The sequence below is a fragment of the Micromonospora rifamycinica genome, from assembly GCF_900090265.1.
Classification (GTDB): domain Bacteria; phylum Actinomycetota; class Actinomycetes; order Mycobacteriales; family Micromonosporaceae; genus Micromonospora; species Micromonospora rifamycinica.
In genome coordinates, this window is record NZ_LT607752.1 from 3474264 (window position 1) to 3495665 (window position 21402).

General features: G+C 73.4%; 18 protein-coding genes. 9 read left to right on the forward strand and 9 right to left on the reverse strand.

Annotation, left to right across the window (positions count from 1 at the left end):
* Nucleotides 1-21: 21 nt before the first annotated feature.
* Nucleotides 22-648 (reverse strand): TetR/AcrR family transcriptional regulator, encoded by a 627-nt coding sequence (locus tag GA0070623_RS14155; RefSeq protein ID WP_089004319.1) that lies wholly within the window; start codon nt 646-648, stop codon nt 22-24.
* Nucleotides 649-734: 86 nt separating this feature from the next.
* On the opposite strand from GA0070623_RS14155, the gene GA0070623_RS14160 reads away from it, so the two are divergent.
* From GA0070623_RS14160 to GA0070623_RS14175, 4 genes are read left to right on the forward strand one after another with little or no spacing between them, the layout of a single operon-like run.
* Nucleotides 735-1181, forward strand: coding sequence for a DoxX family protein (locus GA0070623_RS14160; protein WP_067304636.1), 447 nt, complete (start codon nt 735-737; stop codon nt 1179-1181).
* A gap of 31 nt (nt 1182-1212) precedes the next feature.
* Nucleotides 1213-1734: a MarR family winged helix-turn-helix transcriptional regulator gene (locus GA0070623_RS14165; protein ID WP_067304639.1), complete on the forward strand. Its 522-nt coding sequence runs from the start codon at nt 1213-1215 to the stop codon at nt 1732-1734.
* Nucleotides 1728-3461 carry an ABC transporter ATP-binding protein gene (locus GA0070623_RS14170; RefSeq protein WP_089004050.1) on the forward strand — a complete coding sequence of 578 codons (1734 nt, stop codon included), beginning with the start codon at nt 1728-1730 and terminating at the stop codon, nt 3459-3461. Before GA0070623_RS14165 ends, GA0070623_RS14170 begins: the two co-directional genes overlap by 7 nt.
* Nucleotides 3458-5494: an ABC transporter ATP-binding protein gene (locus tag GA0070623_RS14175; RefSeq protein ID WP_067304644.1), complete on the forward strand. Its 2037-nt coding sequence runs from the start codon at nt 3458-3460 to the stop codon at nt 5492-5494. Before GA0070623_RS14170 ends, GA0070623_RS14175 begins: the two co-directional genes overlap by 4 nt.
* A 58-nt stretch (nt 5495-5552) precedes the next feature.
* On the opposite strand, the gene GA0070623_RS29980 is transcribed toward GA0070623_RS14175, so the two are convergent.
* Nucleotides 5553-5720: a hypothetical protein gene (locus GA0070623_RS29980; RefSeq protein WP_231932786.1), complete on the reverse strand. Its 168-nt coding sequence runs from the start codon at nt 5718-5720 to the stop codon at nt 5553-5555.
* 643 nt (nt 5721-6363) lie between these two features.
* On the opposite strand from GA0070623_RS29980, the gene GA0070623_RS14180 reads away from it, so the two are divergent.
* A complete protein-coding gene (locus GA0070623_RS14180; RefSeq protein WP_067304738.1) occupies nt 6364-6999 on the forward strand; it encodes a DedA family protein in 636 nt (211 codons plus the stop codon).
* 89 nt (nt 7000-7088) lie between these two features.
* Here GA0070623_RS14180 and GA0070623_RS14185 read toward each other — a convergent pair whose 3' ends face one another.
* Nucleotides 7089-8492, reverse strand: coding sequence for an NAD(P)H-quinone dehydrogenase (locus GA0070623_RS14185; protein ID WP_067304647.1), 1404 nt, complete (start codon nt 8490-8492; stop codon nt 7089-7091).
* Nucleotides 8493-8598: 106 nt separating this feature from the next.
* On the opposite strand from GA0070623_RS14185, the gene GA0070623_RS14190 reads away from it, so the two are divergent.
* Complete coding sequence (locus tag GA0070623_RS14190; RefSeq protein WP_067304651.1) at nt 8599-9054, forward strand: gamma-glutamylcyclotransferase; 456 nt, start codon at nt 8599-8601, stop codon at nt 9052-9054.
* Nucleotides 9055-9228: 174 nt separating this feature from the next.
* Here GA0070623_RS14190 and GA0070623_RS14195 read toward each other — a convergent pair whose 3' ends face one another.
* The 4 genes from GA0070623_RS14195 to GA0070623_RS14210 all read right to left on the reverse strand — a co-directional run bounded on the left by GA0070623_RS14195 (nt 9229) and on the right by GA0070623_RS14210 (nt 12653).
* A complete protein-coding gene (locus GA0070623_RS14195) occupies nt 9229-10191 on the reverse strand; it encodes a GNAT family N-acetyltransferase (protein ID WP_067304654.1) in 963 nt (320 codons plus the stop codon).
* A gap of 67 nt (nt 10192-10258) precedes the next feature.
* Nucleotides 10259-11008 (reverse strand): SCO6745 family protein, encoded by a 750-nt coding sequence (locus GA0070623_RS14200; protein WP_067304742.1) that lies wholly within the window; start codon nt 11006-11008, stop codon nt 10259-10261.
* A 31-nt stretch (nt 11009-11039) separates the two neighbouring features.
* A complete protein-coding gene (locus GA0070623_RS14205) occupies nt 11040-12020 on the reverse strand; it encodes a hypothetical protein (protein WP_067304657.1) in 981 nt (326 codons plus the stop codon).
* A gap of 3 nt (nt 12021-12023) precedes the next feature.
* Nucleotides 12024-12653 carry an MBL fold metallo-hydrolase gene (locus GA0070623_RS14210; protein WP_067304660.1) on the reverse strand — a complete coding sequence of 210 codons (630 nt, stop codon included), beginning with the start codon at nt 12651-12653 and terminating at the stop codon, nt 12024-12026.
* 80 nt (nt 12654-12733) lie between these two features.
* Between GA0070623_RS14210 and GA0070623_RS14215 the strand changes: the two genes are divergently transcribed.
* A complete protein-coding gene (locus GA0070623_RS14215; protein ID WP_407937999.1) occupies nt 12734-13747 on the forward strand; it encodes a DUF4349 domain-containing protein in 1014 nt (337 codons plus the stop codon).
* On the opposite strand, the gene GA0070623_RS14220 is transcribed toward GA0070623_RS14215, so the two are convergent.
* Together GA0070623_RS14220 and GA0070623_RS14225 are read right to left on the reverse strand one after the other, a co-directional pair.
* The gene (locus GA0070623_RS14220) at nt 13704-14966 is read right to left on the reverse strand and encodes an amidohydrolase (protein WP_067304666.1); all 1263 of its coding nucleotides are present in this window, start codon (nt 14964-14966) and stop codon (nt 13704-13706) included. The two genes, GA0070623_RS14215 and GA0070623_RS14220, sit on opposite strands and share 44 nt — an antisense overlap.
* 529 nt (nt 14967-15495) lie before the next feature.
* A complete protein-coding gene (locus tag GA0070623_RS14225) occupies nt 15496-17079 on the reverse strand; it encodes an acyl-CoA mutase large subunit family protein (RefSeq protein ID WP_067304745.1) in 1584 nt (527 codons plus the stop codon).
* A 230-nt stretch (nt 17080-17309) separates the two neighbouring features.
* On the opposite strand from GA0070623_RS14225, the gene GA0070623_RS14230 reads away from it, so the two are divergent.
* On the forward strand, nt 17310-19484 hold the full coding sequence (locus tag GA0070623_RS14230) for a serine/threonine-protein kinase (protein ID WP_067304667.1): 2175 nt from the start codon (nt 17310-17312) through the stop codon (nt 19482-19484).
* 69 nt (nt 19485-19553) lie between these two features.
* On the forward strand, nt 19554-21299 hold the full coding sequence (locus GA0070623_RS14235) for a phospho-sugar mutase (protein ID WP_067304670.1): 1746 nt from the start codon (nt 19554-19556) through the stop codon (nt 21297-21299).
* The last annotated feature ends 103 nt before the right edge of the window (nt 21300-21402 follow it).

Below are 21402 nucleotides of genomic sequence, written 5' to 3' on the forward strand. Positions count from 1 at the left end.
GGGGTGACGTAAAGCTCTTGATCAACCCGTGCGGGCAGGGTGGGGTGGGGCGGGGGAGGGAGGGGGAGGGGGGAGGGGGGAGGGGGACGGGAAGAGGCGGCGGATGACGGTGCGGGCGGCGATGCGGGGGTCGGCCTCGACGTCGGGCGGCAGCGCACCGGAGAGCCAGAGCGTGGCGAAGCCGTGCACGATCGACCAGGCGGCCAGCGAATCCGTCCGCGAGCCGTCCGGGTCGGCACGGTCCGGCGGTAGGGCCGCCACCCCGACGTGCAGCGAAGCGCCGGCCCGTTCCCGGGCCGCCCGCACCTCGGAGGCGTCGGCACGGTAGAGGTCGGGCCGGAACATCACCTCGAAGTGCGCCCGGTGGCGGACGGCGAAGTCCACGTACGCCACCCCCACGTCTAGCAGGTCGTCCCCGGCCGCGGACAGGGCGGCGGCCAGCAGGTCGAACCCCTCGACGGCGAGGGCGGTGAGCAGCCCGGCCTTGTCACCGAAGTGGTGGGTGGGGGCGGCGTGCGAGACGCCGGCGCGGCGGGCGAGGTCGCGCAGGCGCAGCGCCGCCGGGCCGGACTCCTCGATCGCCGCCACCGCCGCCGCGAGCAGGGCGCGTGGCAGGTCGCCGTGGTGGTAGGCACGGGTGTCGGTCATGACACCGAGCATATCTTTACGTTGACAAGACGGCCATTCCTCCGGCTATCTTGTCAGCATAAAGATTTGCACCCGAGGAGGCCCGCATGGTTCCGTTGATCGCTCTGCTCGTCGGCACCGCCGCCGCGCGCCTGGCCGGGCTGGCCGGCGTGGCCCCGCTCGACGGCTGGCACCCCGCGCTCCGCGTCGGGCTGGCACTGCTGTTCGTGTTGACCGGCTTCGCCCACTTCACCTCACCCCGCCGGGAGGACCTGATCGCCATGGTCCCGCCACGCCTGCCCCACCCGGGCCGCCTGGTCACCGCCACCGGGGTACTGGAGTTGGCCGGGGCCGTGGCGTTGCTGGTCCCGGTCACCGCCCGACCGGCCGCCGCCGCCCTGGCGCTGTTGATGATGGCGATGTTCCCCGCCAACGTCTCGGCGGCCCGGCGCGGTCTGACGCTCGCCGGCCGACCCGTCACCCCGCTCGGACCGCGCACGGCGTTGCAGATCCTGTACGTCGCAGTGGCCCTGACCATTTCGTTTGGCCCCTGACCGTCCGGGGGCTAACATACCGACCGTGCAGATGGAACCACTGCCCGCATTTCCGGACGTGCTCCGCGGCGTGCCACTCGGCCGGCTGCTGTCGGTCGCCGGGCACCTCGTCGACCAGCACTGGGGTCGCTACCTCGCCGAGCACCACGGCCTGACCCCGGCCGGGATGCGGGTGCTGTTCACCCTCACCCATCTCGACGACGCCACCCACCGGGACGTGGCCGACCGCTGTTTCGTCCGGCCCGCCACCCTCACCGGGATCATCGACACCCTGGAACGGGACGGCTTCGTCGAGCGCCGCCGCGACGAAGCCGACCGACGCACCGTCCGACTGGCGCTGACCGACAAGGGGCGCGAGCGCACCCAGGCCCTGGTCGACCAGATGCACACCGCCACCCCGCTCACCTCCGTCGACGCCGATCCGGCCCGGCGCGCGGTGATCCGGGATTTCCTGATCGAGGTCATCACGACCATGTCCGACGGGGAGGACAAGAGGTTGACAACACAGCACCAGGGAACGACCGACCCGAGGCCCGGGAGCCATCCGTGCTGATCAGTCTGTTGCGCCGCTACCTGCGGCCCTACCACCGGCCGCTGGGCCTGGTGGTGCTGCTCCAGTTCGTCGGCACGATGGCGTCGCTCTACCTGCCGAGCCTCAACGCCGACATCATCGACCTGGGGGTGGCCCGGGGCGACACCGACTACATCATCCGTACCGGTGGTTGGATGCTGGTGGTCAGCCTGGTGCAGATCGCCTGCTCGGTGGCGGCGGTCTACTTCGGCGCCCGCACCGCGATGGCCTTCGGCCGGGACCTCCGCTCGGCGATCTTCGGGCAGGTCAACCGCTTCTCCGCGCGGGAGGTCGCCCACTTCGGCGCCCCCTCGTTGATCACCCGCAACACCAACGACGTGCAGCAGGTGCAGATGCTCGTGCTGACCAGCTGCACCATGCTGGTCGCGGCCCCGATCATGAGCATCGGCGGGGTGGTGATGGCGCTGCGGGAGGACATCGGCCTGTCCTGGCTGATGCTGGTCAGCGTGCCGGTGCTCGCCGTCACGCTCGGGCTGGTCATCCGCCGGATGGTGCCCGGCTTCCGGCTCATGCAGACCCGGATCGACACCGTCAACCGGGTGCTCCGGGAGCAGATCACCGGCATCCGGGTGGTCCGGGCGTTCGTCCGGGAACCGTACGAGACGCAGCGGTTCGGGGTCGCGAACGCCGATCTCACCGCCACCGCCCTGCGGGTCGGCCGGCTGATGGCGCTGATCTTCCCGGTGGTGATGCTGGTGCTCAACGTCTCCAGCGTCGCCGTGCTCTGGTTCGGCGCCCAGCGGGTCGACTCCGGGCAGATCCAGATCGGCGCGCTGACCGCCTTCCTGGCGTACCTCATGCAGATCCTGATGGCGGTCATGATGGCCACCTTCATGCTGATGCTGGTGCCCCGCGCGGCGGTCTGCGCCGAACGCGTCGCCGAGGTGCTGGACACCGAGTCCTCGGTGGTCCCGTCGACCACCCCGGTCACCGACGTCGACGGGCATGGCGAGCTGGAGCTGCGCGGCGTCTCCTTCCAGTACCCGGGGGCCAGCGCGCCGGTGCTGCACGACATCTCGTTCCGGGCCACCCCCGGCCGGACCACCGCCGTGATCGGATCCACCGGCGCCGGCAAGACGACCCTGTTGAGCCTGATCCCCCGGCTGGTCGACCCGACCGCGGGCCAGGTGCTGGTCGACGGGGTCGACGTCCGGGAGCTCGCCCCGGAGGAGCTGTGGCGGCGGATCGGCCTGGTGCCGCAGAAGCCGTACCTGTTCACCGGCACGGTGGCGAGCAACCTGCGGTACGGCAACCCGGACGCCACCGACGACGAGCTGTGGACGGCGTTGGAGATCGCCCAGGCCCGCGACTTCGTGGCCCAGATGTCCGGTGGCCTGGACGCCCCGATCGCCCAGGGCGGCACCAACGTCTCCGGCGGGCAACGGCAACGCCTGGCCATCGCCCGCGCGCTGGTCCGCAAACCGGAGATCTACCTCTTCGACGACTCGTTCTCGGCGCTCGACCTGGGCACCGACGCCCGGTTGCGGGCCGCGTTGCGCCCGGTCACCGCCGAGGCCGCAGTGGTGATCGTGGCCCAGCGGGTGTCCACGATCATCGACGCCGACCAGATCATCGTGCTGGAGGACGGGGGCGTGGTCGGAATGGGCCGACACGACGAACTGCTCGACGACTGCCCGACGTACGCCGAGATCGTGGCGTCCCAGCAGACCACGGGGGTGCCGGCATGACCGCCGTACCCGAGCAGAAGAAGGCCCCGGAGGCGACCACGCCGCAGCGGCTGCCCACCGCCGCCGGCCGGCGCGGCGGCGGCCCGCCGTGGATGAGCGCCGCCATGCCCGCGGAGAAGTCGATGAACTTCGGGCCGTCGGCCCGCCGGCTGCTCCGCCGGCTGCGACCGCACCGGGTCACGCTGACCGGCATCATCACCCTGGCCGTGGCCAGCGTCGGGTTCAGCGTGGTCGGCCCGAAGATCCTCGGCCACGCCACCGACATCATCTTCGCCGGGGTGCTCGGCCGGCAGCTTCCTCCCGGCACCACCGTCGACCAGGCGGTGGCCGGGATGCGGGCCGCCGGCAACGACAACCTCGCCGACATGCTCGCCCGGATGGACGTGGTCCCCGGCGCCGGCATCGATTTCGACGCCCTCGGCCGGACGCTGCTGTTCGCGCTCGGCCTGTACGTGGCGGCCAGCCTGCTGGCCTGGTGGCAGGGCTGGCTGCTCAACGGGGTGGTGCAGGCCACCGTGCTGCGGCTGCGCGCCGAGGTGGAGGAGAAGCTCAACCGGCTGCCGCTGCCCTACTTCGACCGGCAGCCCCGGGGCGAGCTGCTCAGCCGGGTCACCAACGACATCGACAACATCTCGCAGACCCTGTCGCAGACGCTCAGCCAACTGCTCACCTCGCTGCTGACCGTGGTCGGCGTCCTGGCGATGATGTTCTGGATCTCGCCGCTGCTGGCGCTGGTCGCGCTGATCGCGGTGCCGCTGTCGGTGATCGTGACGCAGCGGATCGCCAAGCGGTCGCAGCGCAAGTTCATCGCCCAGTGGACGCACACCGGTGAGCTGAACGGCCAGATCGAGGAGGCGTTCACCGGCCACGAACTGGTCAAGGTCTTCGGCCGCCAGCCGGAGGTCGAGGCCAGCTTCCACGCCAAGAACGAGGAGCTGTTCCGGGCCAGCTTCGGCGCGCAGTTCATCTCCGGGATCATCATGCCGGCGATGATGTTCATCGGGAACCTCAGCTACGTGGCGATCGCCGTGGTCGGTGGGCTGCGGGTGGCGTCCGGGTCGATGAGCCTCGGTGACGTGCAGGCGTTCATCCAGTACTCACGGCAGTTCACCCAGCCGCTCACCCAGGTCGCGTCGATGGCGAACCTGCTCCAGTCCGGGGTGGCCTCCGCCGAACGGGTCTTCGCCGTGCTCGACGCCGACGAGCAGAGCCCCGACCCGGCCGCCCCGACCCGGATCGCCGAACCGCACGGCCGGGTCGAGTTCGAGAACATCTCCTTCCGGTACGACCCGGACAAGCCGCTGATCGACGACCTCTCCCTGGTCGCCGAGCCCGGCCACACCGTCGCCATCGTCGGCCCCACCGGCGCCGGGAAGACCACCCTGGTCAACCTGGTGATGCGCTTCTACGAACTGGACGCCGGGCGGATCACCCTGGACGGGGTGGACATCACCACGCTGCGCCGCGACGACCTGCGCGGCCGGATCGGCATGGTGCTCCAGGACACCTGGCTCTTCGGCGGCACCATCCGGGACAACATCGCCTACGGCCGCCCGGACGCCACCGAGGAGGAGATCCTCGCCGCCAGCCGGGCCACCTTCGTGGACCGGTTCGTCCGCAGCCTCCCCGACGGGTACGACACCGTCATCGACGAGGAGGGCAGCAACGTCAGCGCCGGTGAGAAGCAGCTCATCACCATCGCGCGGGCGTTCCTCGCCGAGCCGTCGCTGCTGATCCTGGACGAGGCCACCAGCTCGGTGGACACCCGTACCGAGGTGCTGTTGCAGCGGGCGATGGCGGCGCTGCGCTCCGACCGGACCAGCTTCGTCATCGCGCACCGGCTCTCCACCATCCGCGACGCCCACCTGATCCTGATGATGGAGAACGGCCGGATCGTCGAGCAGGGCACCCATCAGCAACTGCTCGCCGCGCGGGGGGCGTACCACCGGCTCTACCAGGCGCAGTTCACCGCCGCGGTGGTCGACGACGAGGCCGTGCCGGCACCGGCGGCCGCGGCACCGGCCCGGGGCTGAGCGTCGCACCGACCGGGGCGGGACCGGGGGCGTCGCTCCCGGTCCCGCCCCGCACCGGTCAGCGGGCCGGGAGCAGCTCGGCCGAGCGGGCCGCGACCACCGCGCCGATCAGCCGCACCGCGTCGTCCGCCGGCATCGGGTCGAGGCTACGGCCGTCGCGCAGGCGCAGCGCCACCGTGTCGTCGGCCGCCTCCCGGGCACCGACCACCCCGACGGACATCCGCACCTGGGGCTGTTCGCCGGAAACTCGATCGCGGTCGTCGAGTGCCCACCTCCGCCCGGCTGACACTTACGCTGGCGACGCCGACGTCGACGCCGACGCCGATCGTTCGGCAACGTCAATGGTCGGGCGTGGGCCGGCGACGGCGATACGGTGGAGTCACCTTCCGCGGCAGAATCGACGGCCAGAATGATCAACAGGTACGACCCGGGACCGACCGGTACCGCGGCTCCGGCTGGAACCCGGTGACCTCCGGTGCGACGCCCCGACCCTGAGCGTCACCCCCCGGTGCGGCCGGGACGGAGATTAGGAGGGTCGCCGGCACGGGACCTGCCGGCGACCCACGGCGGCCCACGCGTCAGGAACGGGGGACCTGACGCGGGTGGAACCGCGTACCCAACGGTACGCCGACGACCCCCGATCCGCCGACCCCCTCCGAGCGACGAGCGGCGAGCGGCAGACGGCGAGCGGCAGACGGCGGACGGCCCTCCGCACTGCTACCGGTGGCACACGGCGCGCAGTCACCCGGTCCTCCCCGCAGCGCCCGGTGGTGTCCGTGGTCACCAACTTCCGGTCCGCCCGTCGGCGTCGACGCCGCCACCGGGAGGCTCGGAGCCTGGAATCGGCCCTGACCGGCGAGGTGGCAGTCGTGCCCGAGCTTCTCACTGACGTCGCATCGCCCCTGTTGGCGTACCTGTTGCTGATGGGCCTGCTCATCGCGGACGCCTTCGTGCCGGTCATCCCGACCCAGGCGGTCATGATCACCGGAGGCGCCCTCACCGTGGTGGGCGGGCTGAGCCTGCCGTTGACCATCGGGGTCGGGGCGCTCGGCGTCTTCGTCGGCGACCTGGCCTGCTACCTGATCGGCCGCAGCGCCCCCGACCGGCGACCGGCCCGGCACGTGGCACCCGGTCGGGCCCGTCGGGTCGCCGGGCGGGTCACCCGGGGGCTGCGCCGCCCCGGACCGCTGACCATCCTGCTCTGCCGGTTCGTGCCCGGCGGGCGGATGGCGGCCTGCTTCTCCGCCGGCCGCAACCGCTACCCCTACCGGCTGTTCCTCTGCTACGAGGCGCTGGCGGCTTTCGGCTGGGCCAGCTACGGCGCGCTGGTCGGCCACCTCGGCGGCACCGCGCTCACCGGATCGGCCTGGCGGTTGGGGCTGGTCGCCGCAGCCGCGGCGATCGGGTTCGGGGCGGCCGGCTGGACGATGACCCTGCTCAGCGCCCGCGCCGCCAGCAGAGGAACCCCCACCGACCTGACCGCGTCCACCCCGAACCCACCATGATCACCTGATTGCGCCGACGTCACGGAACCCGGCCCGCTCCGACACCGCCGGACCGGCGACGTGCGCCGAGCCCCCGCCGGATCACCGGGTCATTCGAGTTCGTGCAGCATGAGCTGGCGGGCCGCCTCGGTGATCGAACCGGACAGGCTCGGATAGATGGTGATGGTCTGGGCCAGCTCGTTGACGGTGAGGTTGTTCTCGATCGCCATCGTGATCGGCAGGATCAGCTCGCTGGCCTTGGGGGCCACCACCACCCCGCCGACCACCTGGCCGGTGGACGGGCGGCAGAACAGTTTGACGAACCCGTCCGCCAGGTCGTCCATCTTCGCCCGGGCGTTGCCGGTCAGCGGCAGCATCACCTGGCGGGCCAGGGTCCGGCCGGAATCCGCCTCGTCCTGGGAGACGCCGACGGTGGCCAGCTCCGGGTCGGTGAACACGTTCGCGGCCACGGTCCGCAACCGCAGCGGTCGGACCGCCTCGCCGAGAGCGTGCCACATCGCGATCCGGCCCTGCATGGCGGCGACGCTGGCCAGCGGCAGGACGCCGGTGCAGTCGCCGGCGGCGTAGATGCCGGGGACGTTGGTCCGGGACACCCGGTCGACCGTGACGTAGCCGCCCTTGGCCAGCTCGACGCCGTACTCGGCCAGGCCGAGGCCGGCGGTGTTCGGGATCGAGCCGACGGCGATCAGGGCGTGCGAGCCGGTCACCACCCGCCCGTCGGAGAGGACCACCTCCACCCCGTCGTCGGTACGCCGGACCGCGTCCGCCCGGGAGTTGTTGAGGATGCTCATGCCCCGGCTGCGGAACACCTGCTCGATGGCCATCGCCGCGTCGGCGTCCTCGTGCGGCATCACCCGGTCCCGGCTGGACACCAGGGTCACCTCGACCCCCATCGCCTGGTAGGCGCTGGCGAACTCGGCACCGGTCACGCCGGACCCCACCACGATCAGGTGGGTGGGCAGCTCGGGCAGGTCGTAGACCTGCCGCCAGGTGAGGATGCGCTCCCCGTCGGGCAGCGCGGTGGGCAGCTGGCGCGGGGTGGCGCCGGTGGCGACCAGCACGGTGGACGCGGCGATCGAGTACTCCGCGCCACCGTCGGCCGGGGTGACCACGACCCGGTGGGTGTGACCGAGAGTGTCCTCGCCGAGCCGGGCGGTGCCCGCGACGAAGGTCACCCCGGCCTTGAGCAGTTTGGCGTGGATGTCGGCGGACTGGGCCAGGGCGAGCCGCTTGACCCGCTCGTGCACGGCACGGGCGTCGACGGTGACCGCCTCCAGACCGTCGGAGTGGATGCCGAACTCCTCGGTGTCCCGGTAGCCGGTGACCACCTCCGAACTGGCGATGAAGGTCTTCGACGGGACACAGTCGGAGAGCACGCAGGCACCCCCGGCGCCGTCGGCCTCCACCACGGTGACGTCGGCGTCCAGCTGGGCGGCGACCAGGGCCGCCTCGTAGCCGGCCGGCCCCCCGCCGATGATCACGATGCGGCTCACAGCCCTCGCCCTCTCTCGGTGTTCACAGTGACTTTCTTCTCCCGAACCCGTGCGACACGCACCGTCGTATTCTCCCCCACCGGCCCGGCGGGCTATCGTCATCGCCGTGCGTCACTACGCGGCCTACGGCTCAAACCTGGACCCCGCCCGGATGCGTGCCTACTGTCCGCATTCGCCGATGGTGGGTGTCGGCTGGCTGGAGGGGTGGCGGCTGACCTTCGCGGGCGAGGACGTGATCGGCTGGGAGGGTTCGGTCAGCACCGTGGTCGAATCCCCGGGCGACCGGGTCTTCGTGGCGCTGTACGACATCGACCCGTACGACGCCGCACAGCTCGACGAGCTGGAGGGTGTCACCGCCGGCACGTACCGCAAGCTCACCGTGCGGGTCTCGACGCTCGACGGGGACGTGACCGCCTGGGTGTACGTCTTCGACGGCTACGAGGGCGGCCTGCCGACCGCCTGGTACCTGTCGGAGATCGCGAACGCCGCCGAGAAGGCGGGCGCACCCGACGACTACGTCTCCGAGCTGCGGTCCCGCCCCACCGGCACCGCCTCGGCGTAACGCGTATCGCACCCGCCCAGTCTGCTCCCGGGGCCGGTGCCGCCCGACGGCGGCCCCGCCGGGTGTGCCGCGTGACCCACCCACCCCATCGTGATCAACCGCGCGGGCGACCGTGATCAGGCAGGGTGGGGCGGCCCCGGTCGGGTGGCCCCGGGCCGCCCCCGGCTGTCGGCGTCAGGCGGGGGCCGCCGGCACGCTCCGCTCGTACACGTCGGTCCAGCGGGTGCCCCGCAGGCCCACGGAGCGGTAGAGGGTGACCGGGGCGGTCGGGTTGGCCAGGTCGACGCCGAGCCCGGCATGAGCCCGGCCCTTGCTTGCGTAGACCGCGAACGCCCGCCGCAGCAGCGCCGCCCCCACCCCGCGCCGCCGGTGGGCGGGCAGCACCGACAGGGTGCGTACCCAGCCCATGTCCTGTTCCACCGCCTGGTCGGAGGAGTTCAGCGCGCCGGCCGGCTCGCCGTCGACGTCGGCGACGAACCACTCGTCCCAGACCCGGCCGGCGTCGGTGAGCCGGTCCCGCCAGCCGGCGAAGCCGACCGGCTCGTAGTCCGGGGTGTCCCGGAAGGCGGTGTCGTGGATCCGGTGGAACAGCCGTAGGTCGGCCTCGTCACCGGCCCGCAGCGGGCGGACCGTCACCCCGGGCGGGGGTGGCGGCTCGGCGGGCAGGTCGGCCAGCGACCGGCTCATCCGCAGGTACCGCTTGACCCGGGTGAATCCGGCGGCGGTCAGCTCATCGGCCCAGCGGGTCTCCGGGGCGCAGACGGTCGCGCGGACGGTCAGCGCGGGTAGGCTCCGCTCGGCGGCCCGGGCGGCGATCCGGTGCAGCATCCGGTCGAGCAGCGTGGCGCGCAGCGCCGCCGCCCGGTGCGGGTCGACGAAGACGTCCAGGGCCTCGCGGCCCACCCCGGTCGGGTTGTCCACCAGCGCCCAGCCGACGACCCGCTGATCGGGATCGGTCAGCAGCCAGGAGTCGCGCCGCGGGTCGAAGAACGGCGCGGTCAACGCGGCCCGGACGTCGTCGGCGTCGAAGTCGGGATGACCGATGGCGAACGTGTCGGCGGCGTGCACCACGGCGAGCAACGCGGGCACGTCGTCCAGGGTGGGGCGGCGGGCGGTCCAGCCGGCGGGGAGCGTCACGCCGCAGATCCTGGCAGCCCACCGCGCCGTCCGCCGCCGGTTTTCCGGCCGCCCCCGGCGGGCCGGGCTACCCGGCCGGGTCGGGCCGCAGTCCCGACCGGAGGTCGCTGAGCAGCTCGATCAGCTCCCGCCCCTCGGCCGGTCGGAGCGCCCGGAAGCCGGTCGACGCCAACCGGTCGGTCACCGCCTCGGCCCACAGCCGACGCCGCACCAACGGCCCGACCGCCGGGTAGGGCGGGGACCACCCGCACGCCGCCGCCCCGTCCTCCCCCGCCGGACCGGCCAGCACCGCCTCCAGCGGTGTCATCCCGGCGGCCCGCACCGCGAGCAGGTACGCCCCGGCGAAGTACTCCCGCAGCAGCAGGAGCGCGGCGGCCGCGCGGGCGCCGTCGGTGTGTTCCGGCAGCGGCATGGCCCGCCAGGCGGCGAAGAGCGGCATACCTGTCGCGTCGGCGGCGGCCACCACCCGTTCCAGCAGGGCGGTCAGCCGGGGCGTGCCGGGCAGCCCGTCGAGGTGTGCGGTGCCCCACCGGCAGCACTCGGTCAGGTTGGCGGTGGCCACCGTCAGCGGCCGGACCACCCGGACAGCGGTGTCCCACCCGTCGGCGACGGCTTCCGGGGCGAGGAAGCCCAGCGCCGCCACCACCGTGTCGGCGTGGATGTCGCCCAGCGCGCCGGCCCGCCCGGTGACGTAGAACGCCCACCCGGAGAGGCCCAGTTCCCTGGCCCGTTGCAGGGTCTCCGGGCTCCTGCTGAACAGTTCCCCCAGCTCCAGCACGGCGGGCTTGCTGCCGGCGGCGACCTGTTCGGGCGTCATCCCGACCACCCGTTGCACGTATCCATCGCGCTCAGTCTGCCTGGCCGCCGCCAGCCGTGGTGTCCTCCCCTTCGGCGTCCAGTGCCTCGATGGCCGCCTCGACCTCTCCGGTGCGGCGGCGGGCCGCGACGTGGGTCCGTTCGGCCGCCCGGCGGGCCAGCCGGGCCCGGCTCAGCTCCTGCTCGGCGGCGGCCCGACGACGCTCCAGGTCGGCCAGCTCGCGCTCGATCCGGTCGAGCGCGTCGGCACCCGTCCGCTCGGCGGTCGCCGTGCCGTCGCGCTCCCGTTCCGCCTGCCGCTGGGCGGCCCGGGCCGCCGCCAGCTCCCGCACCAGGGCGCGACGGCGTCGATCCCGTTCGGCCCGGACGGCCCGCGCCGCCGCCCGCTCGTCGCGAACCCGCCGGGCACCACCCCGGTCGACCTCCCGCCCGGGTACGCCGACAGCCTCCGCCCCGCCACCGGCCCCCCTCCCGCCACCGCCGGTGGTCTGCGCGCCACCGGTGACCAGGCGTAGTTGCGGGCGGGGGACCTCACCGAAACCGGAGTGGTGCACCGCCTTGAGCAGCCGCCCGGCGCGCACCTGCCCGGCGACCCCGGGGTCGGCGAGCGCCGCGTGCAGGGTCGCCTCCACCTCGGCCAGGGGCAGCCGGGCGGCCGGCGGCGCGTCGGGACGGTCGGCGGCGAGCCGGCGTACCTCGGTGACCAGGGCGGCGACCAGCGCCCGCCGCTGCCCGGACAGCTCCCGCAACCGGGCCCCCTCCAGGTCGCGCTGGGCGCCGCGCAGCGCTTCGGCGAGCGGCCCCAGCTCGGCCACCAGCTCGGGACGGTCCAGGGCGAGCAGGTTCACCAGCCAGGCCGCCACGGTGGGCCGCCTCGACCCGGCCAGTCGGCGGGCGGCGGCGGTGTCCCCGGCCCGGCGGGCCTCGGCGGCGGCGGCCTCCCGGGCGGCGACGAACCGGGCGGGCGGGGTGCGGTAGAGCTGCCGGGTCAGCTCGGACTCGTCGGCGGCCACGGTTCACACGTCGATCCGGGTACCCGGCTCCAGCCGCTGGTAGTCGGTACGGGACAGCGCGGCGTACTGCCGGTCGAGCACGCCGTACCCGTTGTCGTTGAGCATCGCGTCGTGCAGGGCGTACGCCCGGCGGGGGGCGACCGCCCGGATGAAGTCGACCACCTCGGAGAACTTCGACCAGGGGGCGTGGATCGGGGCGAAGAGCGTGTCCACCTCGACGTCCTCGGGGACGTGCAGCGCGTCGCCGGGGTGGTAGACGGTCGCGTCGAACAGGTAGCCGATGTTCTCCACCACCGGGATGTCCGGGTGGATGACGGCGTGCCGGCCGCCGACGGCGCGTACCGGGACACCGGCGGCGGTGAAGGTGTCACCCGGGGTGACCGGGACCAGTGCCGTCGCCGCGTCGCCGAGCACGCCGCCGAGCGCGGCGGGTCCGTACACCGGGATGGGGTTCCGGTCCAGCCGCCGGGTCAGCGTGGCCACGTCCAGGTGGTCGGGGTGCTCGTGGGTGACCAGCACCGCGTCCGCCCCGTCCAGCGCCGCCGGGTCGCTGAACCCGCCCGGGTCGACGACCAGCACCGCCCCGTCGTGTTCGAGCCGGAGGCAGGAGTGCGCGTACTTGGTGAGCCGCATCGTGATTCCTCGCTTATCGAATCGTGATGTCCTCAGCGCAGTCTGCCGGAACCGGAGCGGCCCCGTGCCGCGTCCGAACTATCGCCCGAGTGACCGGGGCGACGACGACGGGAGCGGGGATGACACTGAGGACAGCGACCGGCGGGGCACGCGCGCTCGCCGCGATCGGGTTGGCGGCGCTGCTGCTGGCCGGCTGCGGGGCAGCCGACCGGAGCAGGGACTCGGCCGACTCCGGCGGGGCCGCGCCGGCCGAGAAGGCGCCGGCGCGGGCGGCACCGGACGGCGCGGCGGCGTCGGGGCAGGCCGGTGCGGGCGCCCCGGACCTGCGGGTCGACCAGCGGGCGATCATCTACACCGGAACGATGCGGGTGCAGGTGGACGACGTGGAGGGCGCGGCCCGGCGGGCGGTGGAGGCGGTCACCGCCGCGGGCGGGTTCGTCGGCGGGGACCAGCGCCGCAGTGCCGCCGCCTCCGCCCAGGCGGAACTGGAGCTGCGGGTGCCGGCGGCGAAGTTCGCCACGCTCGTCGACGAGCTGGCCGGGTTCGGTCGGCAGCAGCGCCGCGAGATCCGTACCCAGGACGTCACCGAGGAGACCGTCGACCTGGACGCCCGGATCACCACCCAGCGTGCCCGGGTGGACAGCGCCCGCCGGCTGCTGGCCCGCGCCGACACGGTGGCCGAGCTGGTCACCCTGGAGAACGAGGTGACCCGCCGGGAGGCGGACCTGGCCTCGCTGGAGGCGAAGAAGCGTCGGCTGGCCGACCTGACCGCGCTCTCCACGATCACGGTGACCTTCGTGGGCCGGGACGCCTCGACGGCCGACGAGGAGGAGGCGGACCGGACCGGCTTCATGGTGGGCCTGCGTGGCGGTTGGACGGTCTTCCTCGCCTCGATGGGCGTGCTGCTGACCGTGCTCGGCGCGCTGCTGCCCTGGCTGCTGCTCATCGGGGTGCCGGTGACCGCGCTGGTGGTGGTGCTGCGGCGGCGACGCCGTCGGCGGCAGCCTCCGCCGCCGGTGGGACCGGTCGGCGGAGGCCGCCCGCCGGCTCCTACCGGACCGCCGCCAGTGCCCGCAACGCGGTCTGCACCATGAGCCGTACCCCGACCGGGACGGCGCGCTCGTCGACGTCGAAGGACGCCCGGTGCAGGTCGACGCTGGGGCCGTCGGCCCGGCCGACGCCGAGCCGGGCGAGCGCGCCGGGGACGTGTTCCAGGTACCAGGAGAAGTCCTCGCCGCCCATGCTCTGCGGCGTCTCCGCGATCCCCTCCGGCCCGAGGGCGGCGGCGGTGGCGGCGGTGAGGACGTCGATGGCGCGGGCGTCGTTGCTGACCGGCGGACGACCGCGCAGGTACTCCAGGTCGACGGTGGCGCCGGTGGGCGCGATGACGTCCCTGACGACCTGAGCGACGATCTTGGGAGCCCGCTCCCAGGTGTCGCGGTCCATCACCCGCAGGGTGCCGGCCGCGCTCGCCTCGGACGGGATGACGTTGTACCGGGTGCCGGCCGAGGCGTGGCCGAACACCAGCAGCAGGCCGCTGTTGGCCGGCACCCGGCGGACGACCAGGGCCGGAACCTCGGTGACCAGCCTGCCGAGCGCGTCGACCAGGTCGACGGTCAGGTGCGGACGGGCGGTGTGCCCACCCGGCCCGGTGAGCCGCACGGTGACGTTGTCGGCCGCCGCGGTGATCGGGCCGACCCGCAGCCCCACCTTGCCCACCGGCTGGTTGGGGTCGCAGTGCAGGGCGAAGATCTGCACCACGTCCGCCAGGCCGCCGGCCTCGATGACCTCCAGCGACCCGCAGGGCAGGATCTCCTCCGCCGGCTGGAAGATCAGCCGGACCCGGCCGTCGAGCTGGCCGGCGTCGGCGAGCTGGGCCAGCAGCATCCCGACACCGAGCAGCACCGTCGTGTGCACGTCGTGGCCGCAGGCGTGGCAGACCCCGTCCACCGTGGAACGGTAGGAGACGTCCTTCACGTCGGTCAGCGGCAGCGCGTCGATGTCGGCGCGGAGCGCGACGACCGGGCCGTCGGGGCGGCCGTCGATGTCGCAGATCACCCCGTTGCCCTTGGGGAGCAGTCGGGGGTGCAGCCCGGCGAGGGTGAGCTCCCGGGCGATCAGCGCCGCGGTCTCGAACTCCTCCCCGGAGAGTTCCGGGTGGGAGTGGAGGTGGCGGCGGGTGGCGATCAGGCCGGGCACCCGCAGCGCGAGGAGGTGGTCCAGGTCGTGGGGCAGCGGCTGCGACCCGGACGGCGCCTCCGGCCAGGACGACGCCAGCAGGCTGCCCTCAGGCAGCGTCAACGCACTCGTCACGTCGAATTCTCGATCACTAGAAATGGATGGATCATCGGGGCGGACAGCAGACAGCCTAGACCTCCGACGGTGACGCTGCGCAACCTCGTTACGGTAGTGATCAGACCGCGTAGCGTCACGTAAGCCCTGGTGAGAGGGCTCGAATATCTGCGGGACAGCAGGTAGATCGCGGTCGGACGCCGTCATCTGCCCCCCACCTCCTACAACGCGTAACCGATTGGGCGGTCGCGAAATCGGCGTCGATCCGGGCCGTCGTACCCGAATTGTCGCATTGGTCGCCTCGGCTGACCGTCGGTCGGACAACTACCCGACGCCCCTGCGTGAGCGCCCGGTTCCCGACCGTGGCACGACCCCCCTGAGCATGCCCGGACGTGCTGTCCGTCCCGATCACCCGTTCGGGTTTACCCACCGGCCCCGGGAGTCACGCCCCGGTGGGCGGGACCACCGCCCACCCGGGCGGCGCCACGACCGTCGCCGGCGTGGGCTGTCACCGAACGTAGCTCCCCACCGGTGGGCCGGTCGGGTCGGATCAGAAGCTGTCGCTCGGGCGGTACGTCCCCCAGACCTGGCGCAGCGTCCCGCAGACCTCACCCACGGTGGCCCGGGCCCGCAGCGCCTCCCGCATCGGGTAGAGCACGTTCCCGTCCCCCTCGGCGGCGGTCCGCAGCTCGGCGAGGGCGCGCTCGACCGCCGCCGGATCCCGCCCGGCCCGCAGCCGGGCCAGGCGCTCCGCCTGCGCCGCCTCGATCGCCGGGTCCACCCGTAGCGGCTCGTACGGCTCCTCGGTGTCGATCCGGAAGCGGTTCAGCCCGACCACCACCCGCTCCCCCGCGTCGATCTGCTGGGCGAACCGGTACGCGGACTGCTCGATCTCCCGCTTCTGGAACCCGGCCTCGATCGCGTCCACCGCCGAACCGTGGTCGAAGACCCGGTCCATCAGGCCGTTCACCGCCGCCTCGAGCTCCGCGGTCATCGCCTCCACCACGTACGACCCGGCGAACGGGTCGACGGTGGCGGTCAGGTCCGTCTCGTACGCCAGCACCTGCTGGGTGCGCAGCGCCAGCCGGGCGGCCTTCTCGGTGGGCAGCGCGATCGCCTCGTCGAAGCTGTTGGTGTGCAGCGACTGGGTGCCGCCGAGCACCGCGCCGAGCCCCTGGATCGCCACCCGTACCAGGTTCACCTCGGGCTGCTGGGCGGTGAGCTGCACCCCCGCCGTCTGGGTGTGGAACCGCAGCATCATCGACTTCGGATCCTTCGCGCCGAAGTCGTCGCGCATCAGCCGGGCCCAGATCCGCCGGGCGGCGCGGAACTTCGCCACCTCCTCCAGCAGCGTCGTGCGGGCGACGAAGAAGAACGACAGCCGGGGGGCGAAGTCGTCCACCGCCAGCCCGGCGGCCAGCGCGGCCCGGACGTACTCCACCCCGTTGGCCAGGGTGAACGCGATCTCCTGCGCGGGCGTCGCGCCGGCCTCGGCCATGTGGTAGCCGGAGATGGAGATGGTGTTCCACTTCGGCACCTCCTTGCGGCAGTAGGCGAAGGTGTCGGCCACCAGCCGCAGCGACGGTTTCGGCGGGAAGATGTACGTCCCCCGGGCGATGTACTCCTTGAGGATGTCGTTCTGGATGGTGCCGTTGAGCGCCGAACCCGGCAGGCCGTTCTCCTCGGCGACGAGCTGGTAGAGCAGCAGCAGCACCGAGCCGGGGGCGTTGATGGTCATCGAGGTGGAGACCCGGTCCAGCGGGATGCCGGCGAGGAGCAGCCGCATGTCCTCGATGGAGTCGATCGCCACCCCGACCTTGCCCACCTCGCCGTGCGCGATGGCGTCGTCGGAGTCGTACCCCATCTGGGTGGGCAGGTCGAAGGCGACCGAGAGGCCCATCGTGCCGGCCTCCAGCAGCTGGTGGTAGCGCGCGTTGGACTCGGTGGCGGTGCCGAAGCCGGCGTACTGCCGCATCGTCCACGGCCGGGCGGTGTACATCGTCGGGTAGACCCCCCGGGTGTACGGGTACCCGCCCGGCTCGCCGAGCCGGGAGTCGAGCTCCGGGGGGAGGTCGGCGGCCGTGTAGACGCCCTTGACCGGGAACCCCGACTCGCTCACCCGCGCATCGCTCATCCACGGATGGTAGGACGCGGGGCCGTCGCCGGCGTGGTGAGGGATGCCGCACATCTCGGTTCGGCATCGGTCGACGGGAGGTGAACGGCCAGGTACACACGGTTCGGCGACGCGGTCGGTACCGTCGGGTAGGACAAAGGTCCGCCGCGTCGGGTTTCGCATCGGGCGTCGGAACCAGCAAGATAGAGAGGTTGTGTCCCAGCCCCCTCGACTTTCCCGGTGGCTTTTCTGTGACTCAGATCCCGACGTGGAGCGGCGGACCAGTGAGTCCCCCCAACGGACGCGCGGCACCCGGCACCATCATCGGTGGCCGGTACTCGCTGCGCTCCTCGGTGGGCAACGGCGGCATGGGCACGGTCTGGCGGGCGACAGACACCCTGCTGCGGCGTGACGTGGCGGTCAAGGAGGTGGTCCTGCCGCCGGGGCTGGCCCCCAGCGACCGGGACGCGATGTACGAACGCACCCTGCGCGAGGCCCGCGCCGCCGCCGCGATCCAGCACCCGGCCGTGGTCCAGGTGTACGACGTGGTCACCGAGGGTGGCCGGCCGTGGATCGTGATGGAGCTGCTGGACGCCCGCAGCCTCGCCGACATGGTGATCGAGGACGGCCCGGTGGCCGGCCGGGCGGTCGCCAAGATCGGCATCGCGCTGCTCGGCGCGCTGGAGGTCGCGCACGCCAACGGGGTGCTGCACCGCGATGTCAAGCCGGCCAACGTGCTGATCTGCACCGACGGCCGCTGCGTGCTGACCGACTTCGGGGTGGCCCGGATGCCCACCGACGTCCAGCTCACCACCCCCGGGATGGTGCTCGGCTCGCCGCACTTCATCTCCCCCGAGCGCGCCATGGGGCAGGATTTCGGCCCGCCCAGTGACCTGTTCTCGCTCGGCGTGACGCTCTACACGGCCGTCGAGGGGCGTCCCCCGTTCGACAAGGGCGACCCGATCGAGACGATGCACGCGGTGGTCGAGGACCCGCCGGCCGCCCCGCAGCGCAGCGGCCCGCTGACCCGGGTGCTGATGGGCCTGCTGGAGAAGGACCCGGCCCGCCGGCTGGACGTGCACACCGCGCGGGCGATGCTGCGCGAGCTGCTCGCCGGCCCGCTGACCAGCACGGCGACCGCGGTCAACTCGATCACCGACCCGTACTCGGTGGTGCCGGTGCAGCGTCCGTCGACGTTGCCGGCCATCGCCGCACCGCCGGCCGAGCCGAAGCCGAGCGGGCAGATCGGCGGCCGGGCGATGCTGGCCGCCGGTGAGTCGCTGACCGACCGGCTGGCGAAGCTGCGCCGGGGTGAGCGGCCCAAGCCGGTGGTGACCCCCGCCGCCAACCTCGACGACACCAGCGCCGACGCCCTCGCCGGCCCGCTGCACACTCCGACCGGCGCGATGCCGGCCTCTGGCGGCTCCACCGCCGACGCGCTGCCGACCCGCCCGACCGCCGGGACGTACGGTGGCACCACCGAGGCCACCCAGCGGATCACCCCGGGCGGCGCGCCGGAGGCCACCCAGCGGATCGGCGGCGGCACCGCCGACGCCACCCAGCGCATCGGCGGGCGCCCGGACGCCACCCAACGGATCGGCTCGGGCACCGAGTCGACCCGGCCCGCCTACGGGGCGGCGGAGCCGACCCAGGCCATCTACGGCGGTGGCGGCAACTCCGAGCAGACCCAGGCGGTGTACGGCGGGCAGTGGTCCATCCCCGGCACCGGTCAGTCCTGGACGTCGCCACCCCCGCCGCCGGGCGGGGCGGACGGTGGCGCGCTCGGCCGGGCGAAGGGCACCGGCGGTCGACTCGTCGGCACGGTGCGGAGCTGGCCGCGCAAGCTGCAGCTCGCGGCGGCCGGCGGCCTAGCCGTGGTGCTGCTGATCGGCGCGTTCGCGCTGTTCGGCGGCGGCGACCCCGAGCAGACACCGCCCCCGCAGGCCGGCCCGAGCACGCCGGCCGCCGGTGGCGGCGCGCTACCGCCGATGCAGGAGCACAGCGCCCGGGGCATCCGGGTGAACGTGCCGAAGGGCTGGCAGCGGGCGACCGGCGGGGTCTACATCGACTACGTCGACCCGCAGGACAAGGGGCGCAAGGTGCGTATCCTCACCGAGAAGTTCGGCGGCTCCTCGACCCGGTGGGCCGAGGTCGCGGAGAACGGCCTGCAGAACCGGACGAGCTCCTGCCCCAAGCCCTACGAGCAGCTGGCGATGGGTGAGAAGGAGCTGGCCGGCAAGTCGGCCGCCGAGTTCGAGTACACCTGCGGCGAGGGCGACGACAAGCGGCACGGCGTGTGGCGCGGGGTGGTGCACGAGGGGAAGGTCTACTCGTTCTACCTCTCCGCCACCGATGCCAAGTTCGCCGAGAGCCGGCCGATCTTCGACGAGATGGTCAAGTCGTTCCAGCTCACCGGGGCGAGCTGAGCCGGGTCGTCCGGCGGGGTGATCCGGGTCGACCGGACCCGGTGATCCGCCGTCGTGCTATCAAGGGGCATGGTGGCGGAAAGCACTGATCTCGACCGGATGCGCGACCAGGCCCGGCGCTGGCTCGACGACGACCCCGACCCGGCCAGCCGGGACGAGCTGCGGGCCGTGCTCGACCGGCTGCCGGCCAGCGCGCCGGAGCTGGCCGACCGGTTCGCCGGCCCGCTGACCTTCGGCACGGCCGGGTTGCGCGGCCCGCTGCGCGCCGGGCCGAACGGCATGAACCTCGCGGTGGTCACCCGGGCGGCGGCCGGGCTGGTCGGCTGGCTCGCCGCCGAGGGCGGTGAAGGTCCGCTGGTCATCGGGTACGACGCCCGGCACGGTTCCCGGGAGTTCGCCGAGCGCACCGCCCAGGTCGCCACCGGTGCCGGCCGGCCGGCGCTGCTGCTGCCCCGGCCGCTGCCCACCCCCGTGCTGGCGTACGCGGTGCGCAGACTCGGCGGGGTGGCCGGGGTGATGGTGACGGCCAGCCACAACCCGCCGCAGGACAACGGCTACAAGGTCTACCTGGGTGCCCAGCTCGGTGGGGCGCTCGGCGCGGGGGCACAGATCGTGCCGCCCGCCGACGCCGGCATCGAGGCGGCCATCCGCGCGGTCGGTCCGCTGGCGCAGGTGCCGCTGGGGCTGCCCGGCCAGGTGCTCGGCGACGACCTCGTCGCCGCGTACGTGGAGCGGGCCGTCACGGTGATCGACCCGGGCGGGCCGCGTGACCTGCGGGTGGCGTACACCCCGTTGCACGGGGTGGGGGCGGCGGTGCTGACCGCGACCTTCGCGCGGGCCGGTTTCCCGGTGCCCGGGGTGGTGCCCGACCAGGCAGAACCGGACCCGGCCTTCCCCACCGTCAGCTTCCCCAACCCGGAGGAGCCCGGCGCGGTGGACCGGCTGGTCGCCCTCGCCCGGGCCACCGACGCCGACCTGGCCATCGCCAACGACCCGGACGCCGACCGCTGCGCGGTGGTGGTCCGCGAGCCGGTGCCCTCGGGTGCCGGGACGGGGGTGGCGGGTGCCGGAACGGGGGTGGCGGGTGCCGGAACGGGGGTGGCGGGTGCCGGAACGGGCTGGCGGATGTTGCGCGGAGACGAGGTGGGGGTGCTGCTCGCCGACCACCTGATGCGGCGGGGCGTCGACGGCCTGTACGCCACCACGATCGTGTCGTCGTCCCTGCTCCGGGCGATGTGTGCGGCCCGGGGCCGGGCGTACGACGAGACGTTGACCGGGTTCAAGTGGATCGTCCGGGCCGGGGGTGGGACGTCGCCCCTGGCGTACGGCTACGAGGAGGCGTTGGGCTACTGCGTGGCCCCCGGGCACGTGCGGGACAAGGACGGCATCACCGCCGCGCTGACCATCGCCGAGCTGGCCGCGGGGCTGAAGGCGCAGGGGCGCACCCTGACCGACCGGCTGGACGAGCTGGCCGCCGAGTTCGGCGTGCACCACACCGACCAGCTCTCGGTCCGGGTGGACGACCTGCGGATCATCGCCGACGCGATGGCCCGGGTCCGGGCGGCCACCCCGACCATGCTGCTCGGTGCGCCGGTCACCGGGGCGCAGGACCTGCTGCCCGCCGCCGACGTGGTGATCCTGCGGACCGCCGCGGCCCGGGTGGTGATCCGCCCCTCGGGCACCGAGCCGAAGCTCAAGGCGTACCTGGAGGTGGTGGAGCCGGTCGCGGACGGGGACGTGCCGGCGGCCCGCACCCGCGCGGCGACGGCGCTCACCACCCTGCGCACCGAGGTCGCCACCGCCCTCGGCATCTGATCCCGCCCCCGCCACACACCCCGCCGCGTGTCCGGGCGGCGTGTCCCACCGCGCGCCCCGCTACATTTCCCGCCGCGCACTCGCGCTGCATGATCAACTCAAT